25 protein-coding genes are annotated in these 26,426 nt (G+C 60.9%); 9 read left to right on the top strand and 16 right to left on the bottom strand.

The window, feature by feature from the left end; genetic code table 11:
• Positions 1-18 precede the first annotated feature (18 nt).
• The 4 genes from ACWKV4_RS10165 to ACWKV4_RS10150 all read left to right on the top strand — a co-directional run bounded on the left by ACWKV4_RS10165 (position 19) and on the right by ACWKV4_RS10150 (position 2,791).
• Positions 19-1,341 carry a DEAD/DEAH box helicase gene (locus tag ACWKV4_RS10165; protein WP_483831954.1) on the top strand — a complete coding sequence of 441 codons (1,323 nt, stop codon included), beginning with the start codon at positions 19-21 and terminating at the stop codon, positions 1,339-1,341.
• A 91-nt stretch (positions 1,342-1,432) separates the two neighbouring features.
• Positions 1,433-1,813, top strand: a complete 381-nt coding sequence (locus tag ACWKV4_RS10160; protein ID WP_483831953.1) for a transcriptional regulator — start codon at positions 1,433-1,435, stop codon at positions 1,811-1,813.
• A 255-nt stretch (positions 1,814-2,068) separates the two neighbouring features.
• Complete coding sequence (locus tag ACWKV4_RS10155) at positions 2,069-2,191, top strand: PA1414 family protein (protein ID WP_483831952.1); 123 nt, start codon at positions 2,069-2,071, stop codon at positions 2,189-2,191.
• Positions 2,192-2,197: 6 nt separating this feature from the next.
• Positions 2,198-2,791 (top strand): tRNA-uridine aminocarboxypropyltransferase, encoded by a 594-nt coding sequence (locus ACWKV4_RS10150; protein WP_483831951.1) that lies wholly within the window; start codon positions 2,198-2,200, stop codon positions 2,789-2,791.
• A gap of 687 nt (positions 2,792-3,478) precedes the next feature.
• On the opposite strand, the gene ACWKV4_RS10145 is transcribed toward ACWKV4_RS10150, so the two are convergent.
• The 12 genes from ACWKV4_RS10145 to minC all read right to left on the bottom strand — a co-directional run bounded on the left by ACWKV4_RS10145 (position 3,479) and on the right by minC (position 16,607).
• A complete protein-coding gene (locus ACWKV4_RS10145) occupies positions 3,479-5,611 on the bottom strand; it encodes a M10 family metallopeptidase C-terminal domain-containing protein (protein WP_483831950.1) in 2,133 nt (710 codons plus the stop codon).
• Between the two features lie 67 nt (positions 5,612-5,678).
• Complete coding sequence (locus tag ACWKV4_RS10140; RefSeq protein ID WP_483831949.1) at positions 5,679-6,332, bottom strand: HAD family hydrolase; 654 nt, start codon at positions 6,330-6,332, stop codon at positions 5,679-5,681.
• An 18-nt stretch (positions 6,333-6,350) separates the two neighbouring features.
• Complete coding sequence (locus ACWKV4_RS10135; RefSeq protein WP_483831948.1) at positions 6,351-7,340, bottom strand: ABC transporter ATP-binding protein; 990 nt, start codon at positions 7,338-7,340, stop codon at positions 6,351-6,353.
• A 1-nt stretch (position 7,341) separates the two neighbouring features.
• A complete protein-coding gene (locus ACWKV4_RS10130; protein WP_483831947.1) occupies positions 7,342-8,133 on the bottom strand; it encodes an ABC transporter permease in 792 nt (263 codons plus the stop codon).
• Positions 8,120-8,962 (bottom strand): ABC transporter permease, encoded by an 843-nt coding sequence (locus ACWKV4_RS10125; RefSeq protein WP_483831946.1) that lies wholly within the window; start codon positions 8,960-8,962, stop codon positions 8,120-8,122. Before ACWKV4_RS10125 ends, ACWKV4_RS10130 begins: the two co-directional genes overlap by 14 nt.
• Positions 8,959-10,038 (bottom strand): ABC transporter substrate-binding protein, encoded by a 1,080-nt coding sequence (locus tag ACWKV4_RS10120; protein WP_483831945.1) that lies wholly within the window; start codon positions 10,036-10,038, stop codon positions 8,959-8,961. The genes ACWKV4_RS10125 and ACWKV4_RS10120 overlap by 4 nt, the downstream gene beginning before the upstream one ends.
• A 153-nt stretch (positions 10,039-10,191) precedes the next feature.
• Positions 10,192-12,366: a mechanosensitive ion channel family protein gene (locus tag ACWKV4_RS10115; RefSeq protein WP_483832118.1), complete on the bottom strand. Its 2,175-nt coding sequence runs from the start codon at positions 12,364-12,366 to the stop codon at positions 10,192-10,194.
• A 5-nt stretch (positions 12,367-12,371) separates the two neighbouring features.
• The gene (locus tag ACWKV4_RS10110) at positions 12,372-13,661 is read right to left on the bottom strand and encodes a M18 family aminopeptidase (RefSeq protein WP_483831944.1); all 1,290 of its coding nucleotides are present in this window, start codon (positions 13,659-13,661) and stop codon (positions 12,372-12,374) included.
• 249 nt (positions 13,662-13,910) lie between these two features.
• A complete protein-coding gene (locus ACWKV4_RS10105) occupies positions 13,911-14,546 on the bottom strand; it encodes an RluA family pseudouridine synthase (protein WP_483831943.1) in 636 nt (211 codons plus the stop codon).
• A gap of 99 nt (positions 14,547-14,645) precedes the next feature.
• Entirely contained in the window at positions 14,646-14,900 is a 255-nt protein-coding gene (gene minE, locus ACWKV4_RS10100; RefSeq protein WP_483831942.1) for a cell division topological specificity factor MinE, read from the bottom strand.
• Positions 14,900-15,712 carry a septum site-determining protein MinD gene (gene minD / locus ACWKV4_RS10095; RefSeq protein ID WP_483831941.1) on the bottom strand — a complete coding sequence of 271 codons (813 nt, stop codon included), beginning with the start codon at positions 15,710-15,712 and terminating at the stop codon, positions 14,900-14,902. The genes minE and minD overlap by 1 nt, the downstream gene beginning before the upstream one ends.
• 139 nt (positions 15,713-15,851) lie before the next feature.
• Positions 15,852-16,607 carry a septum site-determining protein MinC gene (minC, locus tag ACWKV4_RS10090; RefSeq protein WP_483831940.1) on the bottom strand — a complete coding sequence of 252 codons (756 nt, stop codon included), beginning with the start codon at positions 16,605-16,607 and terminating at the stop codon, positions 15,852-15,854.
• A gap of 118 nt (positions 16,608-16,725) precedes the next feature.
• Between minC and ACWKV4_RS10085 the strand changes: the two genes are divergently transcribed.
• Positions 16,726-17,661, top strand: coding sequence for a lipid A biosynthesis lauroyl acyltransferase (locus tag ACWKV4_RS10085; RefSeq protein WP_483831939.1), 936 nt, complete (start codon positions 16,726-16,728; stop codon positions 17,659-17,661).
• Position 17,662: 1 nt separating this feature from the next.
• On the opposite strand, the gene ACWKV4_RS10080 is transcribed toward ACWKV4_RS10085, so the two are convergent.
• The 3 genes from ACWKV4_RS10080 to ACWKV4_RS10070 form a co-directional block, all read right to left on the bottom strand.
• Positions 17,663-18,517, bottom strand: a complete 855-nt coding sequence (locus ACWKV4_RS10080) for a pirin family protein (RefSeq protein ID WP_483831938.1) — start codon at positions 18,515-18,517, stop codon at positions 17,663-17,665.
• A gap of 194 nt (positions 18,518-18,711) precedes the next feature.
• Positions 18,712-19,488, bottom strand: coding sequence for an MlaA family lipoprotein (locus ACWKV4_RS10075; protein ID WP_483831937.1), 777 nt, complete (start codon positions 19,486-19,488; stop codon positions 18,712-18,714).
• Entirely contained in the window at positions 19,481-20,779 is a 1,299-nt protein-coding gene (locus ACWKV4_RS10070; RefSeq protein ID WP_483831936.1) for an alpha/beta fold hydrolase family protein, read from the bottom strand. The genes ACWKV4_RS10075 and ACWKV4_RS10070 overlap by 8 nt, the downstream gene beginning before the upstream one ends.
• A 281-nt stretch (positions 20,780-21,060) precedes the next feature.
• Here ACWKV4_RS10070 and ACWKV4_RS10065 point away from each other — a divergent pair, with 281 nt between their 5' ends.
• Positions 21,061-21,456, top strand: coding sequence for a hypothetical protein (locus ACWKV4_RS10065; RefSeq protein ID WP_483831935.1), 396 nt, complete (start codon positions 21,061-21,063; stop codon positions 21,454-21,456).
• Here the strand turns inward: ACWKV4_RS10065 and ACWKV4_RS10060 are convergent.
• Positions 21,395-22,936, bottom strand: coding sequence for a glycoside hydrolase family 17 protein (locus ACWKV4_RS10060; RefSeq protein ID WP_483831934.1), 1,542 nt, complete (start codon positions 22,934-22,936; stop codon positions 21,395-21,397). The genes ACWKV4_RS10065 and ACWKV4_RS10060 overlap by 62 nt on opposite strands.
• Before the next feature lie 319 nt (positions 22,937-23,255).
• Between ACWKV4_RS10060 and ACWKV4_RS10055 the strand changes: the two genes are divergently transcribed.
• The 3 genes from ACWKV4_RS10055 to ACWKV4_RS10045 all read left to right on the top strand — a co-directional run bounded on the left by ACWKV4_RS10055 (position 23,256) and on the right by ACWKV4_RS10045 (position 26,279).
• Entirely contained in the window at positions 23,256-24,107 is an 852-nt protein-coding gene (locus ACWKV4_RS10055) for a glycine betaine ABC transporter substrate-binding protein (protein WP_483831933.1), read from the top strand.
• 205 nt (positions 24,108-24,312) lie between these two features.
• Positions 24,313-24,624 carry a DUF485 domain-containing protein gene (locus ACWKV4_RS10050; protein ID WP_483831932.1) on the top strand — a complete coding sequence of 104 codons (312 nt, stop codon included), beginning with the start codon at positions 24,313-24,315 and terminating at the stop codon, positions 24,622-24,624.
• Positions 24,621-26,279 carry a cation acetate symporter gene (locus ACWKV4_RS10045; RefSeq protein WP_483831931.1) on the top strand — a complete coding sequence of 553 codons (1,659 nt, stop codon included), beginning with the start codon at positions 24,621-24,623 and terminating at the stop codon, positions 26,277-26,279. The genes ACWKV4_RS10050 and ACWKV4_RS10045 overlap by 4 nt, the downstream gene beginning before the upstream one ends.
• Positions 26,280-26,426: the final 147 nt, after the last annotated feature.

The following is a 26,426-nucleotide window of genomic DNA, read 5'->3' as shown; positions in this document are numbered from 1 at the left end:
CTTCGAGGTAGTACCCCAGTGTTTTCCCAATTCGCCCTTCACGAGCGCCTGCTCAAAGCCGTGGCCGAGCTCAATTTCGTCGAGCCTACCCCTGTGCAGGTCGCGGCCATTCCGCCCGCGCTCGAAGGGCGTGACCTGCGGGTAACCGCCCAAACCGGTAGCGGCAAAACCGCCGCTTTCGTGTTGCCCATGCTCAACCGGCTGATCGGCCCGTCGCGCCCGCGGGTAGACATTCGCGCGCTTATCCTGCTGCCCACCCGTGAGTTGGCCCAGCAAACCCTTAAAGAGGTTGAGCGATTCGCTCGCTTTACCTTTATCAAGGCCGGGTTGATCACCGGTGGCGAGGACTTCAAGGTTCAGGCCGCCATGTTGCGCAAGGTGCCGGACATCCTTATCGGTACCCCTGGCCGGCTGCTGGAACATCTGAACGCAGGCAACCTGGACCTGGCCCAGGTAGAAGTGATGGTGCTGGACGAAGCCGACCGCATGCTGGACATGGGGTTTGCCGAGGACGTGACCCGTTTGTGCGACCTGTGCCCACCTGCTCATCAAACGCTGCTGTTCTCCGCCACCACCGGGGGTGCTGGCTTGCGCGACATGATCGACAAGGTGCTCAAGGACCCTCGGCACCTGATGGTCAACAACGTCAGCGATCTCAGTGAACACACGCGCCAGCAGATCGTAATGGCGGACCACAACGCTCACAAAGAGGCCATCGTGCAATGGCTGCTGGCCAACGAGACTTACCGTAAGGCCATTGTCTTTACTAATACCCGCAGCATGGCCGACCGCGTCTACGGCCACTTGGTCGCCAAAGACTTCAAGGTCTTCGTGCTGCACGGTGAGAAAGACCAGAAAGACCGCAAGCTGGCCATCGAGCGCTTGAAACAGGGCGCGGCGAAGATCCTGGTCGCCACCGACGTGGCCGCCCGCGGGTTGGACGTGGAAGGCATGGACCTGGTCATCAACTTCGACCTGCCTCGCAGCGGCGATGAATACGTGCACCGTGTAGGCCGTACAGGCCGGGCAGGGGCCGAAGGCCTGGCGATCTCGCTGATCTGCCATGGCGACTGGAACCTGATGAGCAGCATCGAGCGCTACCTCAAGCAGAACTTCGAGCGCCGGGTCATCAAAGAGGTAAAGGGCAACTATACCGGGCCTAAAAAGCTAAAGGCCTCTGGCAAGGCCGCCGGCACCAAAAAGAAGAAGACCGACAAAGACAAAAAAACCACCGCCAAGGCCACCCCCAAGCGCTCGCCCAACGCGCGCAAGCCAGCCTCTCCCATCCTGGCCAGCCAGGACGGCTTGGCTCCGCTGAAAAAGCGCAAACCCGACGCCTAACCGCAGGCAGGGTGGCCCTGACCGAACGGTCACCCTGGCCTCAGGTCACAGCTAGGCATGTTATTCGCGCCCTCACTGGAGTGACCGCTTTATGACGACCTATAACTGGGACTTGATCGAACGCCTGCTGCACAAAGTACAAACCACCAAGGCTGGCGAAGCCTTTGACACCGATGCTAACGCCGAAGAATTGGCCCGCACCCAACAGGCTGAAGGGGCCACCCCCGAGGCCTTGGGCACGCTCCAGGCCGATGCCGCGCGCTATATGCCACTGCTGGTGGAGCGTGGCTTTTTGCACGCTGCCGAGGGCACCGGTTATGCCCTTACTGAAAATGGCGCTCGACTGCTGGCCCTGCTCGATAGCAGCATCCCCGACAGCGAACACCCTCGTGACGTGCTGAACGAGCAGGGCGATGCCTTGGACCTTGAAACCTTCATGGCCCTGTCGAGCAAAGCCCAGGTCGCCCCCTAGCACGGCCATGCCGTTGGGATTTTGAAAGGAACCCCCAAGGCCTTGCGCCAGTCATCCGTGAACGAGGCACAGGCTACACTAATGCTTTGTGCTTCAGTATTGCCACGCCTGGCCGATAACACGGTAAGGCAAAAGGTTATAGCGATAGGATGGCGTGGTAGCCCGAACAGTGCGCAACTGCATCGCTTGGGTTTATGATCCTCACAGTAACGGCACCTGTAGTCGCCGTATGGGCAAGTCCCAAGGGGGCGTGTAATGCAAGGCAAATTGTTCAACTGGCTGCACGACCTGGCCGTGGCGCTGGGTTTGATTCCACCGATGCAACCTGTACCCATTCCGACCGAAGACCAACGCAAGCGTCGCCAGCCTCGGCGCTAAGGTTTTATGGCGCGGCCCAGTTGTTTTTACTGCCATCGGCCAGAGGGCCATTGCCTCTGTGCATTGATTCCTCGGCTGTCTAGTCGCAACCGGGTGCTGATCCTTCAGCACCCCAGCGAAACTGGCCATGCGCTCAATACCGCGCGCTTGGCTCACTTAGGCTTGTGTAATAGCGCGTTGCTCATAGGTGAGCGTTTCGAGGCTGCGCCTTGGGAAAGCACTTCGCTGCCTAGTTACGTGTTATTTCCAGGAGAAAGGGCCACCGTGCTTCGAGCCAGTGACACGCCCAGGCAACTGATCGTGCTCGACGGTACTTGGCGTAAAGCCCGTAAGCTACTGCACCTGAACCCCGAATTGGCAGCCTTGCCGCAGGTATGCCTGCCCGCGACGCTACCCTCGCGCTACCGCTTGCGTAAGGCACCAGGGAAAGGGGCGTTGTCTACTATCGAGGCTATCGTTCACGCCCTCGAATGCCTGGAGGCGCCTGCCTTGTTCCAGCCTCTGTTGACACCTTTCGAAGCACTGATCGATGGGCAGATCAAAGCCATGGGCAATGAGGTGTTCACAAGAAATCACCAGCGCTGCTTAACATCGTTGTAGGAGCCGTCCCGCCGCCAAGGCGCCGCGCTGTCGCGCAGCAAACAAGGGTGCATGACGTTGGCTCTGCGGCGCTTGATCTGAAAAGCATTGGCTCCGTGTAGGAGCAAGCGAAGCTGGCGGATGATCGACATCCAAAGGCTGGAAACCCGAGCCAACCGTCTTGGCGCAAAGCAAATAATTGGCCTAGCCATGGCGTGCATATCCTGCTGCGCGGTGGCGCTACCGTCTGGTTTCGCCTTTACGGCGACCCCCCCCCGGAAGGCCGGCCCCGTTTGTTTCGGCAAAAGGGGGAAAACCATTAGCGCTTTACGGTCGGCCCCCGCCTGTGGCGGGGGTTCCCTCCTTCCGGCCCGGCTCCCGCTGGGGCGCGTCGACAGGGCATCCCTGCCCTGGCGCCGCTCGCCCGCCATCCCTGGCGGACGCCCAACTACGCCGCACCTGCACTCGGCCGATCCGAGGCGCAGGCCGCGGCGTCTGTGAGTCCTGTGCACGGGGACGGCTTCGCCGTCCAACGCGCATAGCGCTAGTTAAAGCAGTGTGATCTTAGTTTTTTAAATCAAAGCGTTATGTTTTGTTTGATGAGAGCCAGCAAAGCTGGCGAACGCGGTGTTACAGGCCACTTCGGCGATTGACAAGCCACCGTGTTCGCGAGCTGCGCTCGCTCCTGGCAAAGCATCTACCTTTTACTTAACCCTGTAACTGCTCATGACTAGCATCGGCAACCCCAATCAGGGTCACTTCCGCGGCCGCCGGGGCGAAGATCATGTTGCTTTCATCCAGTTCGTCTTCCCAGTCGCCAGTCAGGGCGATTTCGAACCTGTGACCCTGAGCGTCTGCGTCCAAGTCCTTGATGTAGGTACGGTCTGCGGGATAGGCGTAGACCACCTTAAGGGTAGTTCCAGTGCCATCTCCAAACCCGGTGTACCCCAACGCCGAGACGTCGATTTTGTCGCTGCGGTCGGCGAAGTCGACGATCAAGTCAACGAAGCTCTGGCTGGCGGTGCGGTAACTGTCATTGATCGAGGTATACAGGAAGGTGTCTGAGTTCTGATAGGTAGGGGTGTAAAGGTTAGCCTGGGCCGGGTCGCCACCGTTTAACCGGTCGGCGCCTTCGCCACCCCAAATGACGTCAGCGCCGATGCCACCGTTGATATCATCATTGCCTGCCCCGCCACGAATGATTTCCGACAGCGCAGCGCCGGTGAGGATATCCCTGCCTGAGGTGCCCTCTACCGTGGGCGGGGTAAACACCAAATTGGTGCTGTTCAGTTGACTGACCAAATCGCCATCGAAGGCCAGCTCGAACCGGTGCCCGGTGGCATCAGCGTCCAGGCTCTTGAGGTAGGTACGGGTGCCTTCGGCGTTGGCCTGTATCGCCAGGGTGCCTTTATGGCCGTCACCAATGCCGGTGAAACCCAACGCGATCAGGTCGATACGGTCTTGGGAGGGATTGAAGTCCAGAATACGGTCGCTGCTGGTTTCCGTCTTAGTGCGGTAGCTGTCGCTAATCTGCGTAAAACGGATGATGTCCGCACCTTCGCCACCGATCAGTACATCACGACCGCCATTACCTTGTAGCAAGTCATCACCAGCATGGCCCCGAATGATCTCGGCGAAATCACCGCCTCGAAGGAAATCCGGGTCACTGAAACCGTCTACATGCTGCTGGCCATCTCGGCTACCAAAGCTGCTATCCAGGCTGCCGTCCGGGTTCAGGCGGATAATGCCGAAATCCGAATTGCTGGTGTACAGCGAACTGGAGCCTACGACCAGAATCTTGCCATCAGGCTGCACGAGAACGGAGCTGGCCGTGTTGGAACCATTCGGGGTAACGTCGAAGGAGACTACGCCGCCTGTGCCAAAGCGGGTGTCCATGGACCCATCGGCGTTCAACCGCAGGATGTTGGCGGTGTGGTTTCTATCACTGTCGCCTACCAGGAGGATCTTGCCATCGGGCTGCACGGTGAGCTGCGAGTAGTAAGTGTCGACCAGAGCCTTGTCGATATACACCACACCCTTGTCACCAAAGCGCGTATCAGGAGTGCCGTCCGCGCGCAGGCGCTCGATGGCGTACGACGGGTCTACCAACCCACTGATAGGCTTGCCATTGGCGTCTACAAGTTTTTCGTAGAGCCAGCTGCCGATGAACACGCTGCCGTCGGGCTGTACGTTAGTGGAAATGTTGCCGTTGACATAGTCTTCACCCTTAGGGCTGAGGGTCAACTGGCCGTCCTCGCCAAAAGCCTTGACCAGGTTGCCGCTGCTGTCGAACTTGGTCACGGTGGCTGCGGTATCTCCCCGAAGGCTCAGGTACAGGGTGCCGTCTGGATTGGTCGTGAGGGACACGCCGCCGTCGAACTTGGTAGGGGTATCGACAATGATGGCGCCGGCGTTTCCAAAGGTGGTATCCAGGCTGCCATCTGTATTGAACCGCTGCACCGTGAAGCCTCCACGGCCAGACTGGGCAGACACCACTTTGCCGTCGGCTTGCACGGCCTTCACCAAGTCAGTGTCGGCCTCGCTGTCGATCCTCGCCGGCACCAGATCGACCCCACGATGGCCAAAGCTGGTGTCCAGGCTGCCATCGGCGTTAAGGCGCACCAGTGAGTAATCAGCGCGGCTGGCGCGGCTTTCATCGCCCGGTGAGCCTGAGTAACCCGCGATAGGGTAGTAGCTGTAACCCCCTACCAGGATTTTGCCGTCAGGCAGCAGGGTAATGGCCGCGGCACCGTCATCGTCGCCGGTGAGGTCCAATAGCACGCTGCCTGGGCCGGTTCTGATGGTGTGTATCGTTGCTACTTTATCGTTGGGCGTTGTCATGGGTCAGTCCTTGAAACACAGGTGTAGGAGGCAACGAAGCTGGCGAAGGGGCGAAAAACAAAAGCGCTTAGCGCCAGCTCAAGACAGGCCAGCCGGCCTGTTCGGCATGGGCACGCAGCACAGGGTCTGGGTTTACGGTGTGGGGGCGGGCCACGCGCTGCAATAGCGGCAGGTCGTTGCGCGAATCCGAGTAAAAGGCCGCGCCCTCCAGGGTTTCGCCTTCGGCTTCCAGCCATTCCAGTAGGCGGGTCACTTTACCTTCCTGGTAAGTGAGCACGCCGCGGGTTTGGCCATTATAGGCGCCATGGGATACGTCCAACTCGACCGCCAGCACTTCGTCAATGCCGATACGCGCGGCGATGGGCTGTACCAGGTGCATGCCCGAGGCTGAAATGACCAGCACGCGATCGCCAGAGGCGCGGTGAGCGGCGATGCAGCGGGTGGCATTACTGAAGATCAACGGCTCGATGACCTCTTCTACCCAAGGCTCTACCAAGTGCGCCACTTCCTCTTCGGTGCGGCCCAGCAACGGCTCCAGGGTGAAAGCCATGTACTGAGCCATGTCCAGCTCGCCCTGGTTGTAGGCCTGGAGGAATTGCTCGTCGCGCCGCATAAAACTGTCACGGTCCACCCAGCTCAGCCGAGCCATCTGCGCGTTCCACAGCGATGCGCAATCGCCGTCGATCAGGGTGTCATCCAGGTCAAATATGGCCAGGGGCATTACAGGGTTCTCCTTGGTTCAGGCGACTTCGCGCACCGCGCCCGCGGCAATGTGCAGGCGCACCCGCGTGCCCTTGGGGTGCAGGTCATCGGCGCTGCGGTTAAGTACGTCCACCCACAGCTCCACGCCTTGGGCGCGAACGCGGTAACGAATCACGTTGCCTAGCAGGCTATGGCTAAGAATCTCCCCCGGGCCTTGCGGTTCCACTTCAAGTTCGATGGCCTCGGGGCGAATGGCCTGGCTTGCGCTGAAGGGGCGTTGCAGTAACCGGCTGGCACTGTCGGCATCCAGCAGGTTGTAATTGCCTATAAACCCTGCCGCGAAGGCACTTTCGGGGGTGGTATACAGGCTCTGGGCATCGCCGCTCTGGACAATCTGCCCCTTGTTCATCAGGAAGATGCGGTCACTCAGGGTCAGGGCCTCTTCCTGATCGTGGGTGACGAACACCGTGGTCAAACCAAGGGCCTGCTGAATGCCGCGGATTTGCTCGCGTAGATGCTTGCGGATGCGTGCATCCAGGGCCGACAACGGCTCGTCCAGTAACAACAACCGTGGCCGAGTGACCAGGGAACGCGCCAGGGCGACTCGCTGGCATTGCCCGCCGGACAACTGATGAGGGTAGCGCTCGGCCATTGCCTGCAGCTCGACCATCTCCATGGCCTCGCGCACTCGCTCGCGGCAGGCGTGGGTACTGACCTTCTGCATGCGCAAACCAAAGGCTACGTTTTGCTCCACGGTCATGTTCGGGAACAGCGCATAGCTTTGGAACACCATGCCGATATCGCGCTTTTGCGGGGGCAGGGGGATCAGGTTCTGGCCATCGAGCTGTATGCTGCCAGTGTCCACCGCGGTCAGCCCGGCGATGCAGCGCAGCAGCGTGGACTTGCCGCAACCCGAGGGCCCCAGCAGGGTCACGAATTCGCCTTGGGCGATGTTGAAGTTGATGTTGGCGAACACCTGAGTGGCGCCGAAGTCCTTGCGCAGGCCGCGCACGCTGAGAAAACTCATGTCACGGGGTGTCCTTGTTCAGGCGCATGGCGACCCAGGTCATCACCAGCACGAAGAAGAAATACGAGATCACCAAGGCGCTGTTGAAATGGCCACTGCTGTTGCGCATGTTGTTCAGGTACACCTGAAGGGTTTCGTAACGGGTACCGACCAGCAGGTTGGCGAACACGAACTCGCCGAACAGGAACGAGAACGACAGCAGCAGCGCCACCAACAGGCCTTTGCGCAGGTTGGGCAGTACCACGCGCCAGGCCGCCTGCCAGGGGCTGGCGCCTAGCAGCTGTGCCGCGTCCATCAGGTCCCTCAGGTTCAGGGCGTGCAGGTTGTTGGTGATGGCGCGGTACATAAAAGGCAGGGCCACCGTGAAGTAGCAGCCCATCAGTATCCAAGGCGTGCCCACCATGGTCAGCGGGCCATCCCCGTACAGCTGCAACAGGCCGACCGACGACACTACCGGCGGCACCGCAAAGGGTAGCAGGATCAAAATGTTCATCAGCCCATCCAGGCGCGGAAAGTAGTAATGCACCACGAACAGCAGTGGCAGGATCAACACCACTGCCAAGGCCAGCGCGCCGACGCAGATCAGCAGCGAATGCCCGAATGCCTGCAGAAAACGCGGGTCGCCCCACAGCGCGATATACCATTTGAGGGTCAGCCCACTGGGCAGCAGGGTGGACCACTGCGTAGCCAACGAATAGAGCAGGGTGCCGGCCAAGGGCAGTAACAGGATCATAAACAACAACCACACCACGGCCTGGTGATACAGGGCTACCGCGCGCTTAGTGACGGCCATGGTAGCTCCTGCGCAGTATCCACTGATGCACCGCTGTCACCAGGGCCATCATGATCACCAGAATGATCGCCAGCGCACTGGCAAGGTTCGGGTCCAGGGAAATATCCCCGGCCACCATGGCGGCGATGCGGATCGGCAGTACGTTGAAGTTGCCGGTGGTCAACGCATAAACCGTAGCGTAGGCGCCCAAGGCGTTGGCTAGCAAAATCACGAAAGTGCCCAGCAGCGCCGGCAATAGCACCGGCAGAGCCACTAGCCGCCAGTAATGCCAAGTGCTGGCGCCCAACAGGGCGGCTGCTTCGCGCCAGTCGTCTCGCAAGGCGTCGAAGGCGGGGTAAAGCAACAGCACCCCTAGGGGGATTTGAAAATAGGTGTACACCAAGATCAACCCTGTTTTCGAATACAGGTTGAATTCGGCCATCAGCCCGCTTTGTTTAAGCAGCAGGGTGACGGTACCGCTGGCCCCAAGCAGGATGATAAACGCAAAGGCCAAGGGCACGCCGGCGAAGTTGCTGGTCATATTGGCAAAGGCGGTCACGAAGGTGCGCAAGGGCGAGTTCACCTGGCGCAGTGAATAGCTCCCTATGGCGGCGATCAACAGCCCCAGCACGCTCGACCACAGGCTGATTTCCATGCTGAACTGCATGGCCTGGCGATAGAAGCGCGAGCTGAAGGCCTTAGTGAAGTTGCCCAGGCCCCAGCCCTCTGGCCCTTGCAGGCTGCTTAACGCTACCCAGGTTAACGGGGCCAGTTCAAAGGCAATAAAGAACAAAGCAAAGGGCAGCGCCGCCATTGCTGCCAACCACTTGCCCCGAGGCGCGACCCTCATGGCATCTCAGTGATGACTTGCTCGTTCCACTGCTGGGGCAGCGCTTTGGCGGTGGCTTCCCATGCACTGGCGTTATTGATGGGTTTGACGTTCTTGTATTGCTCGGCCGGCAGCAGCTTGGCGGCTACCTCCGGTGGCAGCTTAAGGTGGTCGGCGCGAATCGGCCGGGCATAGCCGTTGGCAAGGTTGATCTGCCCGGCATCGCTGAGAATGTATTCCCGCGCCAGCTTGGCCGCGTTGGGGTGCTGGGCGTATTTGTTGATCAGGGTGGTGTAGCCAGAGATGACCGAGCCATCAGAGGGAATCAACACATCGAAACGCTTAGGGTCGATCTGGTCGCGGTAGCTCAGGCCGTTGAAGTCCCACACCACGCCCACGTCGATCTCACCTTTTTCCAAGGTTTGGATGGTGGGGTTGGCCATGGACAGCCGCCCCGCCTGGGCGAGCTTGGTAAACAGCTCAAGGCCTGGGGCCAGGTTACTTTCATCGCCCTTGTAGGCGATGGCTGCGGCCAGCACGCCGTTGGCCGCTTGGGCCGCGGTGCTCACATCGCCGATGGCTACCTTGTAGGTGCCTTTTTCCAGGTCATGCCAGCTCTTGGGCGCGTCGCTGTCCTTCACCCGCTGCTTGTCGATGATAAAGGCGATGGTGCCGGTGTACGCCAGCATCCAATGGCCGTCTTTGTCCTTGGCCCAGTCAGGTATTTGCGTCCAGGTGCTGGGCTTATAGGGCTGGGTCACGCCCTGGCTGGTGGCGATAGGGCCAAAGGCCGCCCCTACGTCGCCAATATCGGCGCTGGCGTTGCTCTTCTCGGCCGCGAACTTGGCCACTTCCTGGGCGGAACTCATGTCGGTATCGGTGTGCCTGAGGCCGTACTGGCTGCCGAGGGCTTCCCAGGTACCCTTCCAGTTTGCCCAGGCATCGGGCATGCCCACGCTATTGATTTGCCCCTCTTGTTTGGCGGCAGCTTCCAGCGCCTTAAGGTCATCGGCGGCCACGGCAGGCGCGCATACGGCATAGGCAGCGGCTAACAGTGAAGCCAGAAACAGGGTTTTTAACGGGGGCTGCTGGGTCATCTGTGGCTCCGGGGGCGGTTGCGGGGGCAGTTAGCGGCATGCGAGGCCAATCTAAGGCGGGGGCATGACAGTTTTATGTCTGCCCCGGCGCAAGCCGCTTCGCTCTGAGCGTAGACCATCCCAGCGGGCCCGTGGGCCGGCTAGCGGTTTACCCTATACCGCGTTGGGTGCCGGGCCGCCATGTACCACCTGCACGCTCAGGCGCGGCGTGGCCAGGTCCAGGCCGGCTTCATCCAGGGTGCGTTTGAGCAACAGATTGAACGCCCGGGACACCTCCCATTGTTTCAGCGGCGCGGTTTTAAAGCGCGCGCGCAGCACCGCCGAGCCACTCTCGAAGCTTTCTACGCCCTGGAATTCCAGGGGCGACCAGATTTCCCGGCGCAATAGAGGGTCACTGTGCATCCGTTGGCCCACGTCGCGGATCAGCTTGATGGCGTCGTCGATACTGACCGAGTGTGGGATCGCCACGCGGAAAATGGCATAGCCGAATTCCCTGGAGTAGTTCTTGATGCTTTTGATTTCACTGAACGGGATGGTATGTACGATGCCGTCGATGTCTCGCAGGCGCACGGTGCGGATGGTCAGGCCTTCTACCGTACCCAGGTGACCGCCCACATCCACGTAGTCGTCGATGGCCAGGGAATCCTCAACGATGATGAACAACCCGGTGATCAGGTCCGCCACCAGCGATTGCGCGCCAAAGCCGATAGCCAGGCCGATGACACCGGCACCGGCGAGCAGAGGGGTTACGTTCACACCCATGTTGGCCAGGGCCACGATGCCGGCGATAACGAATATCGTCACGAACAGCACATTGCGAATCAGCGGCATCATGGTTTGCGCGCGGGCGTTGGCCACGCCTTTGCGTGAGCGCGCCAGGCCGTGGTGAATGGCCGTGTCGGCGAGAATCCATACCAGCCAGGCGAACATCAGGGTGCCGGTAAGGCCGAACAGGCGCAGGGTGAACTCATGGCCGCTGCCTTCGGTGAAGCGAATCACCGACAGCCCCCACACCCGCAGGCCGAGCTCTACGAACACCACCCAGGTGGCAATATGCGCCAGGGTGTAGGCAAAACTCTTGAGCCGTTCGGTATAGGCCTCCTGGCGCCGGGGGTGCTTGCTTGGCGTGTGGGCCTGACGGCGAATCAGCCCGTTGATCACCATGCACAGCACCAGCAGCACGGTGCAGATCAGCGATTGGCGCAAGGCGGTGCTGGCATCGCCGGCAGACACGAAGGTCGCCACCAGTGAGACCGCCACCAGTACCAGAGCCGGGATGTACCAGTAGGTACCCAGCACTTCCAAGGTATCGGTCATGGCCTTGCGGTGCAGCCGCCGTTTCAGGGGCTGGTTGCAGATCAGATGCGCGACCGGGCGCCTGAAGCGCAGGATGAACAGCCCGCTGAACAGCGCCGCCAGCACGTTGGCCAGGGCCGCGCCGGTATGGGCCAGGTGAATCCCCAGCCCTTCCACCAGGCGAGGGTCGCTCAGGGCCTCGCCAAAGGCGGCGAAGCTGCCGATCAACCACATGGGGCGAAAGGCCCGCCTGCGCAGGATATATAGCGCTTTATGGCGGTGCGGGCCATCGAGCAACGAGAAGGCAATCACGCAAATAGCCGCGAAACAGGTTCCCACCACCAAGGCATAGGCCACTACCAGCGCGAGGTCTTTGCCCAGGGAAGAGGGCGCCGCATAACCCACCCCAAGGGTCAGCCCCAGCGCAACCAGCCAGGGGCCGAGCTTGCGCAAGGCAAAGCGTAGCAAGTCTCGCGTGCTCGGGTGTTGGGGCAGGTCTTCGGTCAAGCCGAACCGCTCACGCATGCGCTGGCTCAGCCAGATCAGCCCGTACGCCAACAGTGCCCACGCCAGGATGGTCAATACGAACACACCCAGCACAGCACCTTGATCGCCTAGGCTGCTGGCCCGGGCCAGTAGTTCGTCCCGTGCCAGGGCCAGCTCTTCGAGCCATTGGTTGAGGGGGCTGTCTTCGCCCGTGAACTGCCGCTCAAGGGTGCGCACGGTGCCGCCCAGCAGCCCCACCACGCCTTCTTCCGGCGTGGGCTTGGCCGTGTGGGTAGCTTTGCGCAGCTGTTTGAGTTCGCTCAACAGGCGTGCCCGCTGCTCGTCGCTCTCCAGGGTACTGATCACCTGGTCTAAGGACGTGTTCAGGTCCTCGGCCGGTGCCTCGGTTTTGGCAGGCGTGCCTAGCAGGCCCGGCAAGCCCGCGGCCTGAGCGTTACCGCACAGGGCTAGCAGGGCGTAGAGCAGCCAGCATAGGGGCAGCCAGCGCCATGCCCGAGCGCGCCAGGCGGTCGGGCTCGACACCAGCGCGGTCACGGTAGGGCTCGGGCAGCGTAGAAGGCGCCCAGCACCTTGACCAGGTGCGCCAGGTCGTGGCTACCGGCCAACTCCCGGATCGAGTGCATGGCGAAGGTCGGCAAGCCGATATCCACCGTGCGTACGCCCAGGCGGCTGGCGGTGATAGGGCCGATGGTCGAGCCGCAGCCCATGTCGCTGCGTACCACAAAGCTTTGCACTGGCACTTCTTCGGCCATGCACAGGTGGCGGAAGAACCCACCGGTTTCGCTGTTGGTGGCGTAACGCTGGTTGCTGTTGACCTTGATCACCGGCCCGGCATTGAGCTTGGGCCCGTGGTTGCCGTCGTGCTTGTCGGCGTAGTTGGGGTGCACGCCGTGGGCGTTGTCGGCCGATACCAGCAAGGAGCGCTGAATCGCCCGCATATAGTCGTCGCCTTCTGGCATCAGCCGCTGCAGGGTGTGTTCCAACAGCGGGCCGTCGGCGCCGCAGGTAGAACTGGAGCCCACTTCTTCGTGGTCGGTGCACACCAGCACGCAGGTTTCGTCGGTTTCAGCCCGCAGCAAGGCTTGCAGCCCGGCGAAGCACGACAACAGGTTGTCCAGGCGCGCGCCGGCGATAAAGTCTTCGTTCAAGCCAATGACCGCCGCCGGTTGTGTGTCGTAGAAGCTCAGCTCGTAGTCCAGCACCACGTCGGCGTTCACACCGTGTTCCTTGGCCAGTTGCTCGGTGAGCAGGGCGCGGAAGTCAAAGCGCTCGCTGCCTGCGACCTGGGCCAGGATGGGTGGCAATTCGTTCTGGGCGTTAATTGCCCAACCCTCGTTGGCCCCACGGTTAAGGTGGATGGCCAGGTTAGGGATGATCGCGATCGGCAAGCGGAAATCCACCAACTGGCTGGCGACCTGGCCGTCTTGGCGGAAGGTCACGCGCCCGGCCAAGGACAGGTCTCGGTCGAACCAGGGGGCGAGCAGGGCGCCACCGTACACTTCAACGCCCAGTTGCAAAAAACCTTGGCGTTGTAGCTCTGGTTGGGGCTTGACCCGCAGGCACGGGCTGTCGGTGTGCGCGCCCACCAGGCGCAGCCCGGCGTTGACCGGCGGCTCCTTGCCTAAGCGAATGGCAATCAGGGAAGAGTCGTTACGGGTCAGGTAATAACGCCCGCCTGGCACGGTGTGCCAATGGTCGCGTTCGTTCAGGCGTTGATAACCGGCGGCTTCCAGACGTTTGGCAAGGCTGGCGGTAGCGTGAAAGGGTGTTGGCGAGGCCTTGAGAAAATCAATCAGGCCCTGGTTGAGGGTGTCGCGCATCGAGGTACTCCAGGCAGCAATGCCGGAAGTCTACTCCACATCCCGCTCGGTAGCAGCCCAGCTTGCTGGCGACTGGCCGCGCCACTGTATTGGACCTGGTCGCGGCCAAGGCCGGCTGCTACGGGTGCGACGCGTTACCGTGCTGGACTTGGTCGCGGCCAAGGCCGGCTGTACGGGTGCCACGGTCCGTAGCAGCCCAGCTTGCTGGCGCCTACACCAATTTCCCCTTGCAAACGCTCGTAGCAGGGCTTAAAACGGCGCGGGGCATTCGAAACGCAGGCGCTCGCCACTGGCGGGGTGGCTGAACGCGAGCATGCTGGCATGCAGGCACAACCGAGGGGCGGCCCGCAGGGCTTCATCCTCTGCGTACAGCCCGTCCCCCAGCAGCGGATGGCCAATACTGAGCATGTGCACGCGTAATTGATGGGACCGCCCCGTCACGGGCGTAAGCTCCACTCTGCACCATTTGGGATGGCGTTCCAGCACACGCCAAAAGGTCAGCGCGTGTTTGCCCTGGGCGTGGTCCACCACATGGCGGGGCTTGGTGGGCGGGTCGTAACGCAAGGGCAAGTCGATGCTGCCGCTATCCAAGGCCGGCTGCCCCCAGCACAAGGCTGTATAGGCCTTTTCGGTTTCCCGATCATGGAACTGCCGGGACAGCTCGCGGTGGCTGTCGGCATCCCTGGCCAGCAGGATGATCCCGGAGGTTTCCCAATCCAGCCGGTGAACAATTCGCGCTTCCGGGTAGCCGTTTTCCTGCAGGCGGGTGATCAGGCAGTCCTTGTTGTCTTCCGCTCGGCCAGGCACGGACAGCAGCAAGGTTGGCTTGTCGATGACCAGGAAGGTTGGGTCTTGGTGGAGGATGCGGATAGTGGACAAGGGCATTGCCGTGGGTCTCGTGCAGGTGCTGTAAACGCAAGCGGCGACCGCGAGGCCTGAGCCCCGGGTCGCCGCGTGTAGTGCCATCTTGCCTAGGTATGAAGCTTAACGATCAGGCAGCGTGATGTTCAATTCCAGGATCGAACAGCTGCCTTGGTTTTCCAAGGCCACCTGCACGTCGTCGTTGTCGATGCTCACGTACTTACGAATCACTTCAACCAGCTCTTTTTGCAGGGCCGGGAGGTAATCAGGCTCGCTGCGTTGGCCCCGCTCGTGTGCCACGATAATCTGCAAACGCTCTTTCGCGACCGAAGCGGTGCTGCCTTTTTTGCGGTCCCGAAAGAAGTCGAAAATATTCATCAACGGCCTCCAAACAGGCGCTCAATCCAGCCTTTTTTCTTCACGTCAAGGAAGCGATGGGCCACTTCCTTGCCCAACAGGCGGTCAACCGCGTCGCTATAGGCCTGGCCCGCGTCGCTTTGCTCGTCGAGGATCACCGGCACGCCTTGGTTGGAGGCCTTAAGCACTGCCTGAGATTCGGGAATCACCCCCAGCAGGCGAATGGCGAGGATTTCCTCGACGTCTTCGACGCCCAGCATTTCGCCCTTGCTAACGCGTTCAGGGTTGTAGCGGGTCAGCAGCAAGTGTTCTTTGATTGGGTCTTCACCTGACTCAGCGCGGCGCGATTTGCTCGCCAGAATGCCCAGCATGCGGTCAGAGTCACGCACCGAAGACACTTCCGGGTTGGTGACCACGATGGCTTCGTCGGCGAAGTACATCGCCAGGCTGGCGCCCTTTTCGATACCGGCGGGCGAGTCGCAGATCACGTACTCGAATTCTTCCTTGAGTTCGTTCAGCACTTTCTCGACGCCATCTTGGGTGAGGGCGTCTTTGTCACGGGTTTGGCTGGCGGCAAGCACGTAGAGGTTTTCAAGGCGCTTGTCTTTGATCAGGGCCTGCTTGAGGGTCGCTTCGTTGTTGACCACGTTGACGAAATCGTACACCACGCGGCGTTCGCAGCCCATGATCAGGTCCAGGTTACGCAAGCCAACATCGAAGTCGACGATAACGGTTTTGTGGCCGCGCAGTGCCAGGCCGGTGCCGATGGCTGCGCTGGTGGTGGTTTTACCCACACCACCCTTGCCGGAAGTAACCACGAGAATCTTGGCCAAGGTGTATCACCCCTAAAGAAAAAGGACGTAGCGTCCTCAAAAACGTGAAGATGAAGATCGAGTGCTTATTTTGAATTTCACGACACTGGTGAATGCGCGTCTACCAGCGAAGTTACGCATAAAATGGCGGCAGTATCCGTTAAAGACGGGTGATGTTCAACACATCGGTACTCAGGCTGACCTGTACCGCCGCGCCCCAGAGCGGGTCCCGGCGAAGGTCTTCGGCCACTTTGTACTGGCCGGCGATGGACAACAGCTCAGCGCCTAATTGCTGGCAGAAGATGCGCGCCCGGGTATCACCCTTGATGCCTGCCAGGGCACGCCCGCGCATTGGGCCGTACACATGGATATTACCGTCGGCCAGAAGTTCCGCGCCGGAGCTGACCGAAGAAATGATGACCAAGTCGCCACCTTGGGCGTAAATCTGCTGCCCTCCGCGCACTGGCGAGGTGATCACGCGCGTGGGTTGAATGGGAGGCGGAGGCGGCGGTTCTTGCGCCACCGGCGGCGCTTCCACCACCGGTTTGCGCTCTTCCACCGGCTCAACCGGGCGCTCTCGGGCATTGGACGGCGGCAGCACGGGCAGGTCGATGGCGATGGCCGCGGCGATGTCTTCGATACGCGAGGCGCGAATGGCCAGGGTGCGTAGACCATGGTGGCGGCACACGCGCATCAGGCCGGGCAGGTCGATGGCGCCTTCGTTGATGGGTAGCTTGTCCAGCGCCAGCACCAACGGGGTATTGCTGAAGAAGTTCGGTGCTTGAGCGACCTTGGCGGCCAGTTGGTGGTCGAGGCCCTCGAGGTCGTAGCGAGCAAGCTCCAGCACGGTAATGGCCAGCATGCTGCCCTTGAGTTGGAATACCGCTTCCTGCTGCTGAGGTTCTAGTTGGCTCATGGTCGGCAAATGTCGCCTTGTACGAAAAGTGCCGTGACTTATAGCGAGAACGCTTGCGAGCCGCAACCCGTGCGCAACCCATGTAGAATGCGCGGCTTTGCCTTTTCCGGAATTCTTCATGCAACGACCGCAGTTTCGCCGCGCCTTCCTTCACCCCCGTTATTGGCCGCTTTGGCTGGGGTTGGGGCTGTTGTGGCTGACGGTTCAGCTGCCCTATCCCTTGCTGCTGCGCCTGGGTGGCCTGTTAGGCGCGGTGATGGGCGCGTTCGCCACCGATCGGCGCTTGATCGCTGCGCGTAACCTGGAGTTGTGCTTTCCGCAGGCTAGTTCGGAAGCGCGCGCGCGCTTGCTCAGAGAAAATTTCCGCTCTACCGGCATCGCCTTCTTCGAAATGGCCATGAGCTGGTGGTGGCCCAGGGCTCGCTTGGCGCGATTGGCGCATATCGAAGGGCTAGAACATCTGCAAGCGGCGCAGGCGGCGGGCGAGGGCGCCATCCTAATGGCCGCCCATTTCACCACCCTGGAAATCGGCGCCGCGCTCCTGGGCCAGCGGCACACCATCGATGGCATGTATCGCGAGCATGGCAACGCTGTGTTCGATTACATCCAGCGGCGCGGGCGCGAGCGGCATAACCTCGACGCCCTGGCCGTGGAGCGTGAAGACGTGCGCGGTATGCTCAAGCTGCTGCGCAAAGGGCGGGCTATCTGGTACGCCCCGGACCAAGACTACGGCGCCAAGCAAAGCTTGTTTGTGCCGCTGTTCGGCATTCCTGCCGCCACCGTGACCGCCACTAGCAAATTTGCCCGCTTGGGCAAAGCGCGGGTAATCCCCTTTACCCAGGTGCGCCTTGATAACGCCCGCGGCTACAAACTGGTGGTGCACCCAGCGCTGGAGGATTTCCCGGCTGAAACCGAAGCCCAGGACTGCCTGCGTATCAACCAATGGGTTGAAGGTGCCATACGGGAGTGCCCCGAGCAGTACCTCTGGGCACACCGGCGGTTCAAGTCCCGCCCCGAAGGCGAACCGAGGCTATACCCGCGCAAGGCCCGGTAGGTCAGGACGTAAGGCGGTTGGCGTGAAAGTCGCGCATGGCCTGTTCGATTTCCTCACGGGTGTTCATCACAAAGGGGCCGTACTGCACGATGGGCTCCTTTAGCGGTTTGCCAGCGATCAACAGCACCCGGCAACTGGTGTCACTGCTCAGGGTTAATTCCCCGGTGTCACCCAAACGTGCCAACTGCCCAGCCTTCACTGGCTGGGGCTGGCCTGGGAGGGCCAGGCTACCTTCGTACACGTACAGCAGTACCAAGTGGCCTTCAGGTACGTGAGGGCTAACAACGGCGTTGGCCGGTAGGTGCAGGTCCAGGTACAGCGGCTCGGTATCAGGCCGTTGTACCGCGCCGGCCTGGGTTACCTGGCCGTCACTGAACGTACCGGCGATGACCACTACCTCCACGCCGCCTTCGGTTATCAGGCGGGGAATCTGCGCAGCAGGAATGTCCTGGTAGGCCGGGTCACTGAGTTTGGTTTTACCGGGCAGGTTCAGCCACAGCTGGAACCCGCGCATCAGACCCGCTTCCTGCTCTGGCATCTCGCTGTGGATCACCCCACGGGCGGCGGTCATCCACTGCACCGCGCCACGGTCCAGCAAACCGACGTTGCCCATATGGTCTTCATGGCGCATGCGCCCGTCGAGCATATAGGTCACCGTTTCAAAACCTCGGTGTGGGTGGGGCGGGAAACCGGCGATGTACTCGTCTGGGTTATCGGAGCCGAATTCGTCCAGCATCAGAAAGGGGTCGAAACGCTCTACGCCAGGGCCGCCGAACACGCGGGTCAGGCGCACGCCGGCGCCATCGGAGCTGGCTTGGCCGTGGTGAAGGCTCAGAACTTGACGTAGCTTGGCCATAGGGTACTCCAGCGAAAGAATAAGCCTATGGTAGATCGTTTGTGGCGATAAATGGATGGGTAATTCGGGAGAGAATGATCGAAAGATTCGATGGGCTATGGCGCCTATTCTCGGGCGTTGGCCCGGCCCCACAAGGTTGATTCAATGCCCCGCGGAGCCGGGCCAAGCCCGGGAAATGCTAGGAAGCCTTAACGTTATTCGCCGATCTGCAGCTTACGTGCTTCAGTGTACACGTAGCGCACCTTCTCGTACTCGAACGGCGAGTTCAACTGGCCATAACGGAAGCTGGTGGTGTAGCGCCGGTCCACCGCGCGCAGCAGAAGAATTTCCGGGTGGCGGCTGCTTTCCTCGGACACGTTGAGGAAGTTGATCTGGGACTCGGCGGCAAAATCCGTCAACAGGCCAGTGGTGTCGCGCAGGTTAGACGGGCCGAAGATCGGCAGTACTACATAGGGGCCTTCCGGTACGCCGTAGTGACCCAGGGTTTGGCCGAAGTCCTCGTTCTGCCGTGGCAGGCCGAAGTGCGTGGCCGGGTCCCACAGCCCGGCGATACCCAGGGTAGTGTTGACCAGCAACCTGCCACTGATGTCCAGCGAGCGCTTGCCCTTAAGCTGCAGCAAGGAGTTGAGCAGGTTGCTCACGTCCCCCAGGTTGTTGAAGAAGTTGCTGACCCCGGTACGCACAAAGCTTGGGGTGACGTAACGATAGCCACGCACTACAGGCAGGAATACCCATTCGTCAAAGCGGTAGTTGAAGTGGTACACCCGGCGGTTCCAGGATTCCAGCGGGTCGTATACGTTCAGCGCGCTCAGCGTGGAGCGCTCGAATTCCCGTTGGTCCAGGCCAGGGTTGAACTTCAACTGCTTGAGCGGTTCCTTGAAGCCATCCGGGTCTGTGGCGGCACGGCCGTCATCGGCCTGGGCTACGCCTGCGCACAGCAGCGCGGCAATGAGCAGGACTTGTTTAACCACGGAAGAACTCCAGAATAGCGTCGCTGTTGACGCGGTAGTTGAGGTTGCCGCAATGACCGCCATAGGGGTACAGGGTCAGCCGGTCGCCGAACGTCTTGCGTAGGAAGCCAATGTCCCCAGGGCCCAGGATCACGTCGTCGGCGTTATGCATCACACCGATCTTGCTGCTGTCGTGCAGGTAGTCCTTCAGGCCATACAAGCTAACCTGGTCAATCAGCTGAAGCACGCTGCCACCATCGGTACGGGCGCGCCACATGGGGATCACTTGCTCGGTCATGTAGCAGTCGAAGTCGCACTGCATTGCCCGGCGCATGAAGTCCGTCAGGCTAGTGCCCTCGCGAATGGGGTATTTGGGCGGAATGATCAAGCCACGGCGATTGATCAGGTCGGAGGTAAAGGCGATGTCCGCGGCCGAGAAGCGGAACGATACGCCGATCAGCATGGCCATCTGTTCGTTGGACAAATGCTGCTTGGACTGCTGGAAGTCGTAAAGCAACGCCTCATTGAGGTCGATGTAGCCTTTTTGCTGGAAGTAGCGGGTGAGCTTCTTAAGCACCAGTTCATAGAAAGTGGTGCTGTTGTTGATGCCCTTTACTTCCGTCTGGGTCAGTTTGTCCAGGTTGTTGATGGACGTGTACAGGTTCACCGGTGGATTGAGCAGCAGTACTTTTTTGAAGTTGAAGCTGCGGCGGGTTTCGTCCAGCTTGCTGACGAATGCCGCGTCCAGGCCGCCCAGGCTGTAGCCGGTCAGGTAGTAGTCGGTTACTGGCAACTTGGGGTGCTGGGCACGTACGCCCTGCATCACCCGATACAAGTCCTCTGCGTCTTCACTGCTGATGCCAGGGGTGGCAAAGCGCGAGGCGGCGCTGATGAAGTCATAGCTGGTGGGCGAGGACAGCTGCACCACATGGTAGCCTTCCTGGTAGAACAGCTTTTTCAGGTATTCATTCAGGGTGCTGTTATAGGCGGCGCCGGTACCTGCGATCAAGAAGATCAACGGGGCAGCGTGGTCTTGTTCGGCCAGGCGATAGCGAAGCTTTTTCACCGGCCAGAAGTTATCCGGCAGGATGAGGTCACGCTCCGGGCGGATATTGAGCGTGTAATCGGCCTGGTCGATGTCGTCGTCCAGCGGAAGTTTGGGTCGCAAATCCGGTGGGGTAGAGGCGATTGTTGCCTCGAACGGGTTGGTCAGCGGGAAACCATAGCCGGCAGGGTCGATATCCTTGGCCAGCGAGAACGCACTCATGACGAGGCCGCCCAACAAGGCAGCGAGGCGCAAAGAACGGAGCATGTGATGTTTCCTGACGGCGAGATGCTGACTAGACAACCGCCGTAGTGGCAAGTTGCCAACCCCTTTAAATGTTTTTTCACGCGGCCAAGCCGGCCAAGCGTAGTGAATGGGGCAAGACGATACACCGTTTTAGGCGCCTGCATGTAGAGGCGCGATGCCCTTTTGTACAAGGCCCTGTTCGCTAGCTTTGCTGGCATCTACAAATGTGGGAGTGAGCGTCAGCTCGCGAACCTTCGCCTCCATGATTTACAGTGGCAGCCTGCGCATAACGGACCACAGTGATGAAATACGGGTATGGGTTACTGGCACTGGCGGCCTGGGTGGCGTGCGCCTATGCCGTGCGTTACGGTTTGATGGAGCACACCGCGTGGGTAGGGGCATGTGCCGCCGCCCCAGAACGCTTGCCTTGCCAAATCAAGGCAGGCTTGGGCCTGGGGATTCACTGGGGCGTGTTGCCTTGGGCCGGCTTGGCATTGGCCGCCCTGAGCTGGGCACCAAGGGGCAAACGGGGGCGCGGGCTTGCGGTGGCTGGGCTGGCGTTGGCTGTGCCAGGGTTGGTGCTCTATACCGCCTCGCTGGCAGGCGTAGCGGCGATGATAGCCGGGCTGCGCATGGTCAGGCAGGATGCCGTGGCCGCCAGGCCGCCCAGCCAAACACCCACCCCAGTACCGCGGTAAGGATGATCCACCCCCAGGCATAGGGGTTTTGCCAGCCTTCGCGCAGCAGTTGCAGAGGAACGCCCATGGCGTATACCACGGCCAGCAAGCGCAAGGTCGGCAAGGGCAGAGGTACCGGGCGCCATAGCAAGCACAGCACTGGCACCAGCAGCCCTGCCGTGGCAAAGCCTCGGTAGCGCGGGTCGAAGACCATCCACAGGGTTTCTACGGCCATGGCAACGCCTGCGGCCACAGCAAGCAGTGGCGCCCAACGCTCGAGCGGATTCCTGCGCCGCGTGCACAGGCGCATGGCCGTATCCGCCAGCAGCGCCAGGCTTAGCAAGCCTAGGCCGATCATCCAGGCCCATTCACCCAGGTAGCGGGCTTCAACCAGGGTTTGCTCAGCCCAGCATGCCAGGCTGGCCCCTGCCACCGCGCCAAGGCAGGGCAGGGCAAGGGCCCCGCGTGCCGAGCGAGGCCGGCCAGCCAGCATCAGCACCGCCAACAGTACCAGCACGGAGGCCAGCAGTGCCTCGCGCCAGTAGGGGGCATCGCTTACCGCCCCGGCCAGTACCCCTTTGGTATGCCGGTCGGCGTCGAACAACCCCCAGTAGCCGCCCACGGCGCCTTCGTTGTTACGCTTCCAGGGTTGGTCGATGGCTTCGATCAGGTTGTATCGCCAGCCCAGCCGGTCGGCCATCTGAACGAAGCCACGCACGAAGCGCGCCTGGCTCACAGGCCCGGGTTCTGCGGTTTCTCGGCGCCTGCCCTGGCTGGGCCAGCCGGTTTCGCCCACCATCACCGGCTTGGGCGCAAAGCGCTGAGCGAAATCGTCATGGATCGCCCGTACATGCGCCAGCGCGGTATCCACGCCGTGAGGGACGTCCTCCCAATAGGGCAACAGGTGCAGGGTGATAAAGTCCACCTCTGGCGCCACCTGGGGATAGAGGGCCCAGTACTCCCACACGTCCGCGTAGGTCACCGGTTGCTGAACCCGCGCCTTGACCTGGCGGATCAATGCCGCCATGCGTTCGCCGGTGGCTTCCTTGCGCAGCAACACTTCGTTGCCGACGATCACTGCCGTCACGACGTCAGGGTTGGCGTTGGCGGCGCGCACTAGGGCGTCGATTTCTTTCTGGGTGTCGGCCGGGTTGCTATTGACCCAGGCGCCGAGCATCAACTTCACGCCGTGGGCACGGGCGATGGCGGGCAATTGCTCCAAGCCGGTCATGGAGTAGGTGCGCAGGCAGCTAAAGTGCTGGCCAAGCACCGCTACGTCTTGCTCCAACTGGCCTTGGCGAATGGTCAAGGGCTGGTCGAAGGGGGATTGGTCCTTGCCGAAGGGCGAATAGGAGGCGCACTGCAAGCGCTGCCCTGGGGCCACGGCGTCGGCCATCGGCACCGGCCGGCCCATGGCGTACCAGAACGCTACCAAGGCGGCGAGCATTAGCGCACAGCACAGGGCGTATACGAGAGAGACACGAAAGGCGGACGAATGCATGAACAGCCCGGGCGATAAAAAAGAGCGGGGATCTTAACCTGTTCACGCCGCTTCGGCGGTGGCTATCGGCATGCAAGGAACGGGCGAGCGGGCAGGGCCTACCGAGTTGATGGCCTAGTAGTGTCGTGGATCGCCTGCTACAGGTCGCAGGCAGAACCGGCAAGCGGCGTGTAGAAGCCGATGATTGGGTCGTCGGCAGGGTGCCGACCCCTGTGCGCGGTACCACGCAGCGCCTGAAAAGCGCAGGCGTAGGTCGCTGTGCACCACACCACAACATGTCGCCTGGGCAGCCGGGCATAGCCTTGATGGGGGAGCGAACATGAACGTGCGAAGACTATGGGGGGCGGGGGCCGCATTGGTGCTGGCCATGGGCTCTGGCTTGACCTGGGCCAAGAGCGAGCTGACCGTTGGCTATGTGGATGGCTGGTCTGACAGCGTGGCCACCACCTTCGTGGCGGCGGAGGTGATCAAGCAGAAACTGGGTTATGACGTAAAACTGATGCCTGTCGCCACCGGGATTATGTGGCAGGGTATCGCGACCGGTAAGCTGGACCTGATGCTGTCGGCGTGGTTGCCGGTGACCCACGGCGAATACTGGGAAAAGAACAAAGACAAAGTGGTGGACTACGGCGCCAACTTCAACGACGCCAAGATCGGCTTGATCGTGCCGGAATACGTGAAGGCCAAGAGCGTGGCAGACCTGGCCACGGACGAGGGTTTTGGCAAGAAGATCGTTGGCATCGATGCAGGCTCTGGTGTGATGCTCAAGACCGACCAGGCCATCAAGGACTATGGCCTCAAGGGCTACAAGTTACAGGCCAGCTCTGGCGCTGCCATGACCTCTGAGCTCGGCCGGGCCTACGACAAGCAGCAACCCATCGCGGTCACCGGCTGGGTGCCCCACTGGATGTTCGCCAAATGGAAACTGCGCTTTCTGGACGACCCTAAAGGCGTATACGGCGCCGCCGAGCATGTGGACAGCGTTGGCAGTAAAGGCCTGGAGGGCAAGGCCCCGGACGTGGTGGCCTTCCTGAAAAAATTCAGCTGGAAAGATGCCAATGAAATTGGCGAAGTGATGTTGGCCATCCAGAACGGCCAGAAACCTGACGCTGCCGCCAAGGCCTGGATCACCGCCCACCCGGATCGGGTAAGCGAGTGGACGGGGCAGTGAGCCTCAAGCCTTAAAGTTCAGGCTGTACGTGAAAGAGCTTCCCAGGCGTACGCCTGGTCCTACAGATACGGTATGCCTGTAGGACCGGGCGCGGCCCGGGAATGATCGTGCGTACTCGCCTTTAGACTAAGGTCGTCTATTGTTCCCCCCAGCGAACCCTAAAGTGGGCATGTTCCACTCACTCCATGCTGCGGAGACAAAAACAATGAACGACAGCATTTACCTCACGATACAGAACAACCCTCGATTCAAAGAACTGGTAGCCAAACGAGAGCGCTTCGCCTGGGTGCTTTCGGCCATCATGTTGGGGCTTTATTCGGCGTTTATCCTGTTAATCGCCTACGGGCCGCAGGTGTTGGGCGCCAAGCTCAGCCCAAGCTCGTCCATCACCTGGGGCATTCCCATCGGCGTAGGGCTGATCCTTTCGGCCTTTGTGCTGACGGCCATTTACGTGCGCCGGGCCAATGGCGAGTTCGATGCCATGAACCATGCCTTGCTCAAGGAGGTGCAGCAATGAGCCGCGGCCTTCTCGCAATAATGGCCGGCCTGGCCCTGGCCCCTACGGCCATGGCCGCCGACGCCCTCTCCGGCGCGGTGCAAAAGCAACCGCTGAACGTGGCGGCCATCGCTATGTTCGTAGTGTTCGTGGCCGCTACGCTGTGCATCACCTACTGGGCGTCCAAGCGCAACCGTTCGGCCTCCGACTATTACGCCGCTGGCGGACGTATTACCGGCTTCCAGAATGGCCTGGCGATCGCTGGGGACTATATGTCCGCGGCGTCCTTCCTGGGGATTTCTGCCCTGGTGTTCACCTCCGGTTATGATGGCTTGATCTACTCCATCGGCTTCTTGGTGGGCTGGCCGATCATTCTGTTTTTGATCGCCGAGCGCCTGCGCAACCTGGGCAAGTACACCTTTGCCGACGTGGCCTCCTACCGCCTCAAGCAAAAGGAAATCCGCACCCTGTCGGCCTGTGGCTCGCTGGTGGTGGTGGCTTTCTACCTGATCGCGCAGATGGTAGGCGCGGGCAAGCTGATCCAGCTGTTGTTCGGCCTGGACTACGCCGTCGCCGTGGTACTGGTGGGCATTTTGATGTGCCTGTACGTGCTGTTCGGCGGCATGCTGGCCACTACTTGGGTGCAGATCATTAAAGCCGTGTTGTTGCTGTCGGGTGCCAGTTTTATGGCTCTGATGGTAATGAAACACGTGAATTTCGACTTCAACACGCTCTTTTCTGAAGCGATCAAAGTGCACCCCAAGGGCGAGGCCATCATGAGCCCCGGCGGCTTGGTGAAAGACCCAATCTCTGCCTTCTCCCTGGGCTTGGCGCTGATGTTCGGCACCGCGGGTCTGCCTCATATCCTGATGCGCTTCTTTACCGTAAGCGATGCCAAGGAAGCCCGTAAAAGCGTGCTCTACGCCACTGGGTTCATCGGTTACTTCTATATCTTGACGTTTATCATCGGCTTCGGTGCCATCTTGCTGGTCAGCACCAACCCGGCTTTCAAGGATGCCGCTGGCGCCTTGCTCGGTGGTAACAACATGGCCGCGGTACACTTGGCCAACGCGGTGGGTGGTAGTGTGTTCCTAGGCTTTATCTCAGCGGTCGCTTTTGCCACCATTCTGGCGGTAGTGGCAGGGCTTACCCTGGCGGGTGCCTCGGCGGTCTCCCACGACCTCTATGCCTCGGTATTGAAAAAGGGCAACGCCAACGAGAAAGACGAGATCCGCGTGTCGAAAATCACCACCATCGCACTGGCGGTGCTAGCGATCGGCCTGGGCATCCTGTTCGAGAAACAGAACATCGCCTTTATGGTAGGCCTTGCGTTTTCTATCGCCGCCAGCTGTAACTTCCCCGTGTTGCTGCTTTCGATGTACTGGAAAAAGCTCACCACCCGTGGTGCCATGATCGGCGGCTGGCTGGGGCTGCTCACGGCGGTAGGGTTGATGATTCTGGGGCCAACCATCTGGGTGCAGATTCTCGGCCATGCCACCCCTATCTACCCCTATGAGTACCCGGCACTGTTCTCTATTACAGTGGCCTTTGTAGGGATCTGGTTCTTCTCTATCACCGACAAGTCCCAAGCGGGCATCGACGAGCGTGCACGGTTCTTCCCGCAGTTTGTTCGCTCACAAACTGGCCTGGGTGCCAGCGGGGCGGTTGCTCACTGATACCTTCCAACCCTGACTGACCCCGCACAGCCATGCGTGCGTTGTAATACCGAAAGCCCCGCACCCGCGGGCAATGCTGTTCACTTAAGCGGAGCAGCCTTGCGGTTAACCGGATACCGGGTTTTTGACATCTTCACCACCCTGGGC

This window comes from Pseudomonas artemisiae (genome assembly GCF_057128685.1).
The sequence above is the reverse complement of the archived record's forward strand: the minus strand, read 5'-3'. Positions and strand labels throughout refer to the sequence as shown.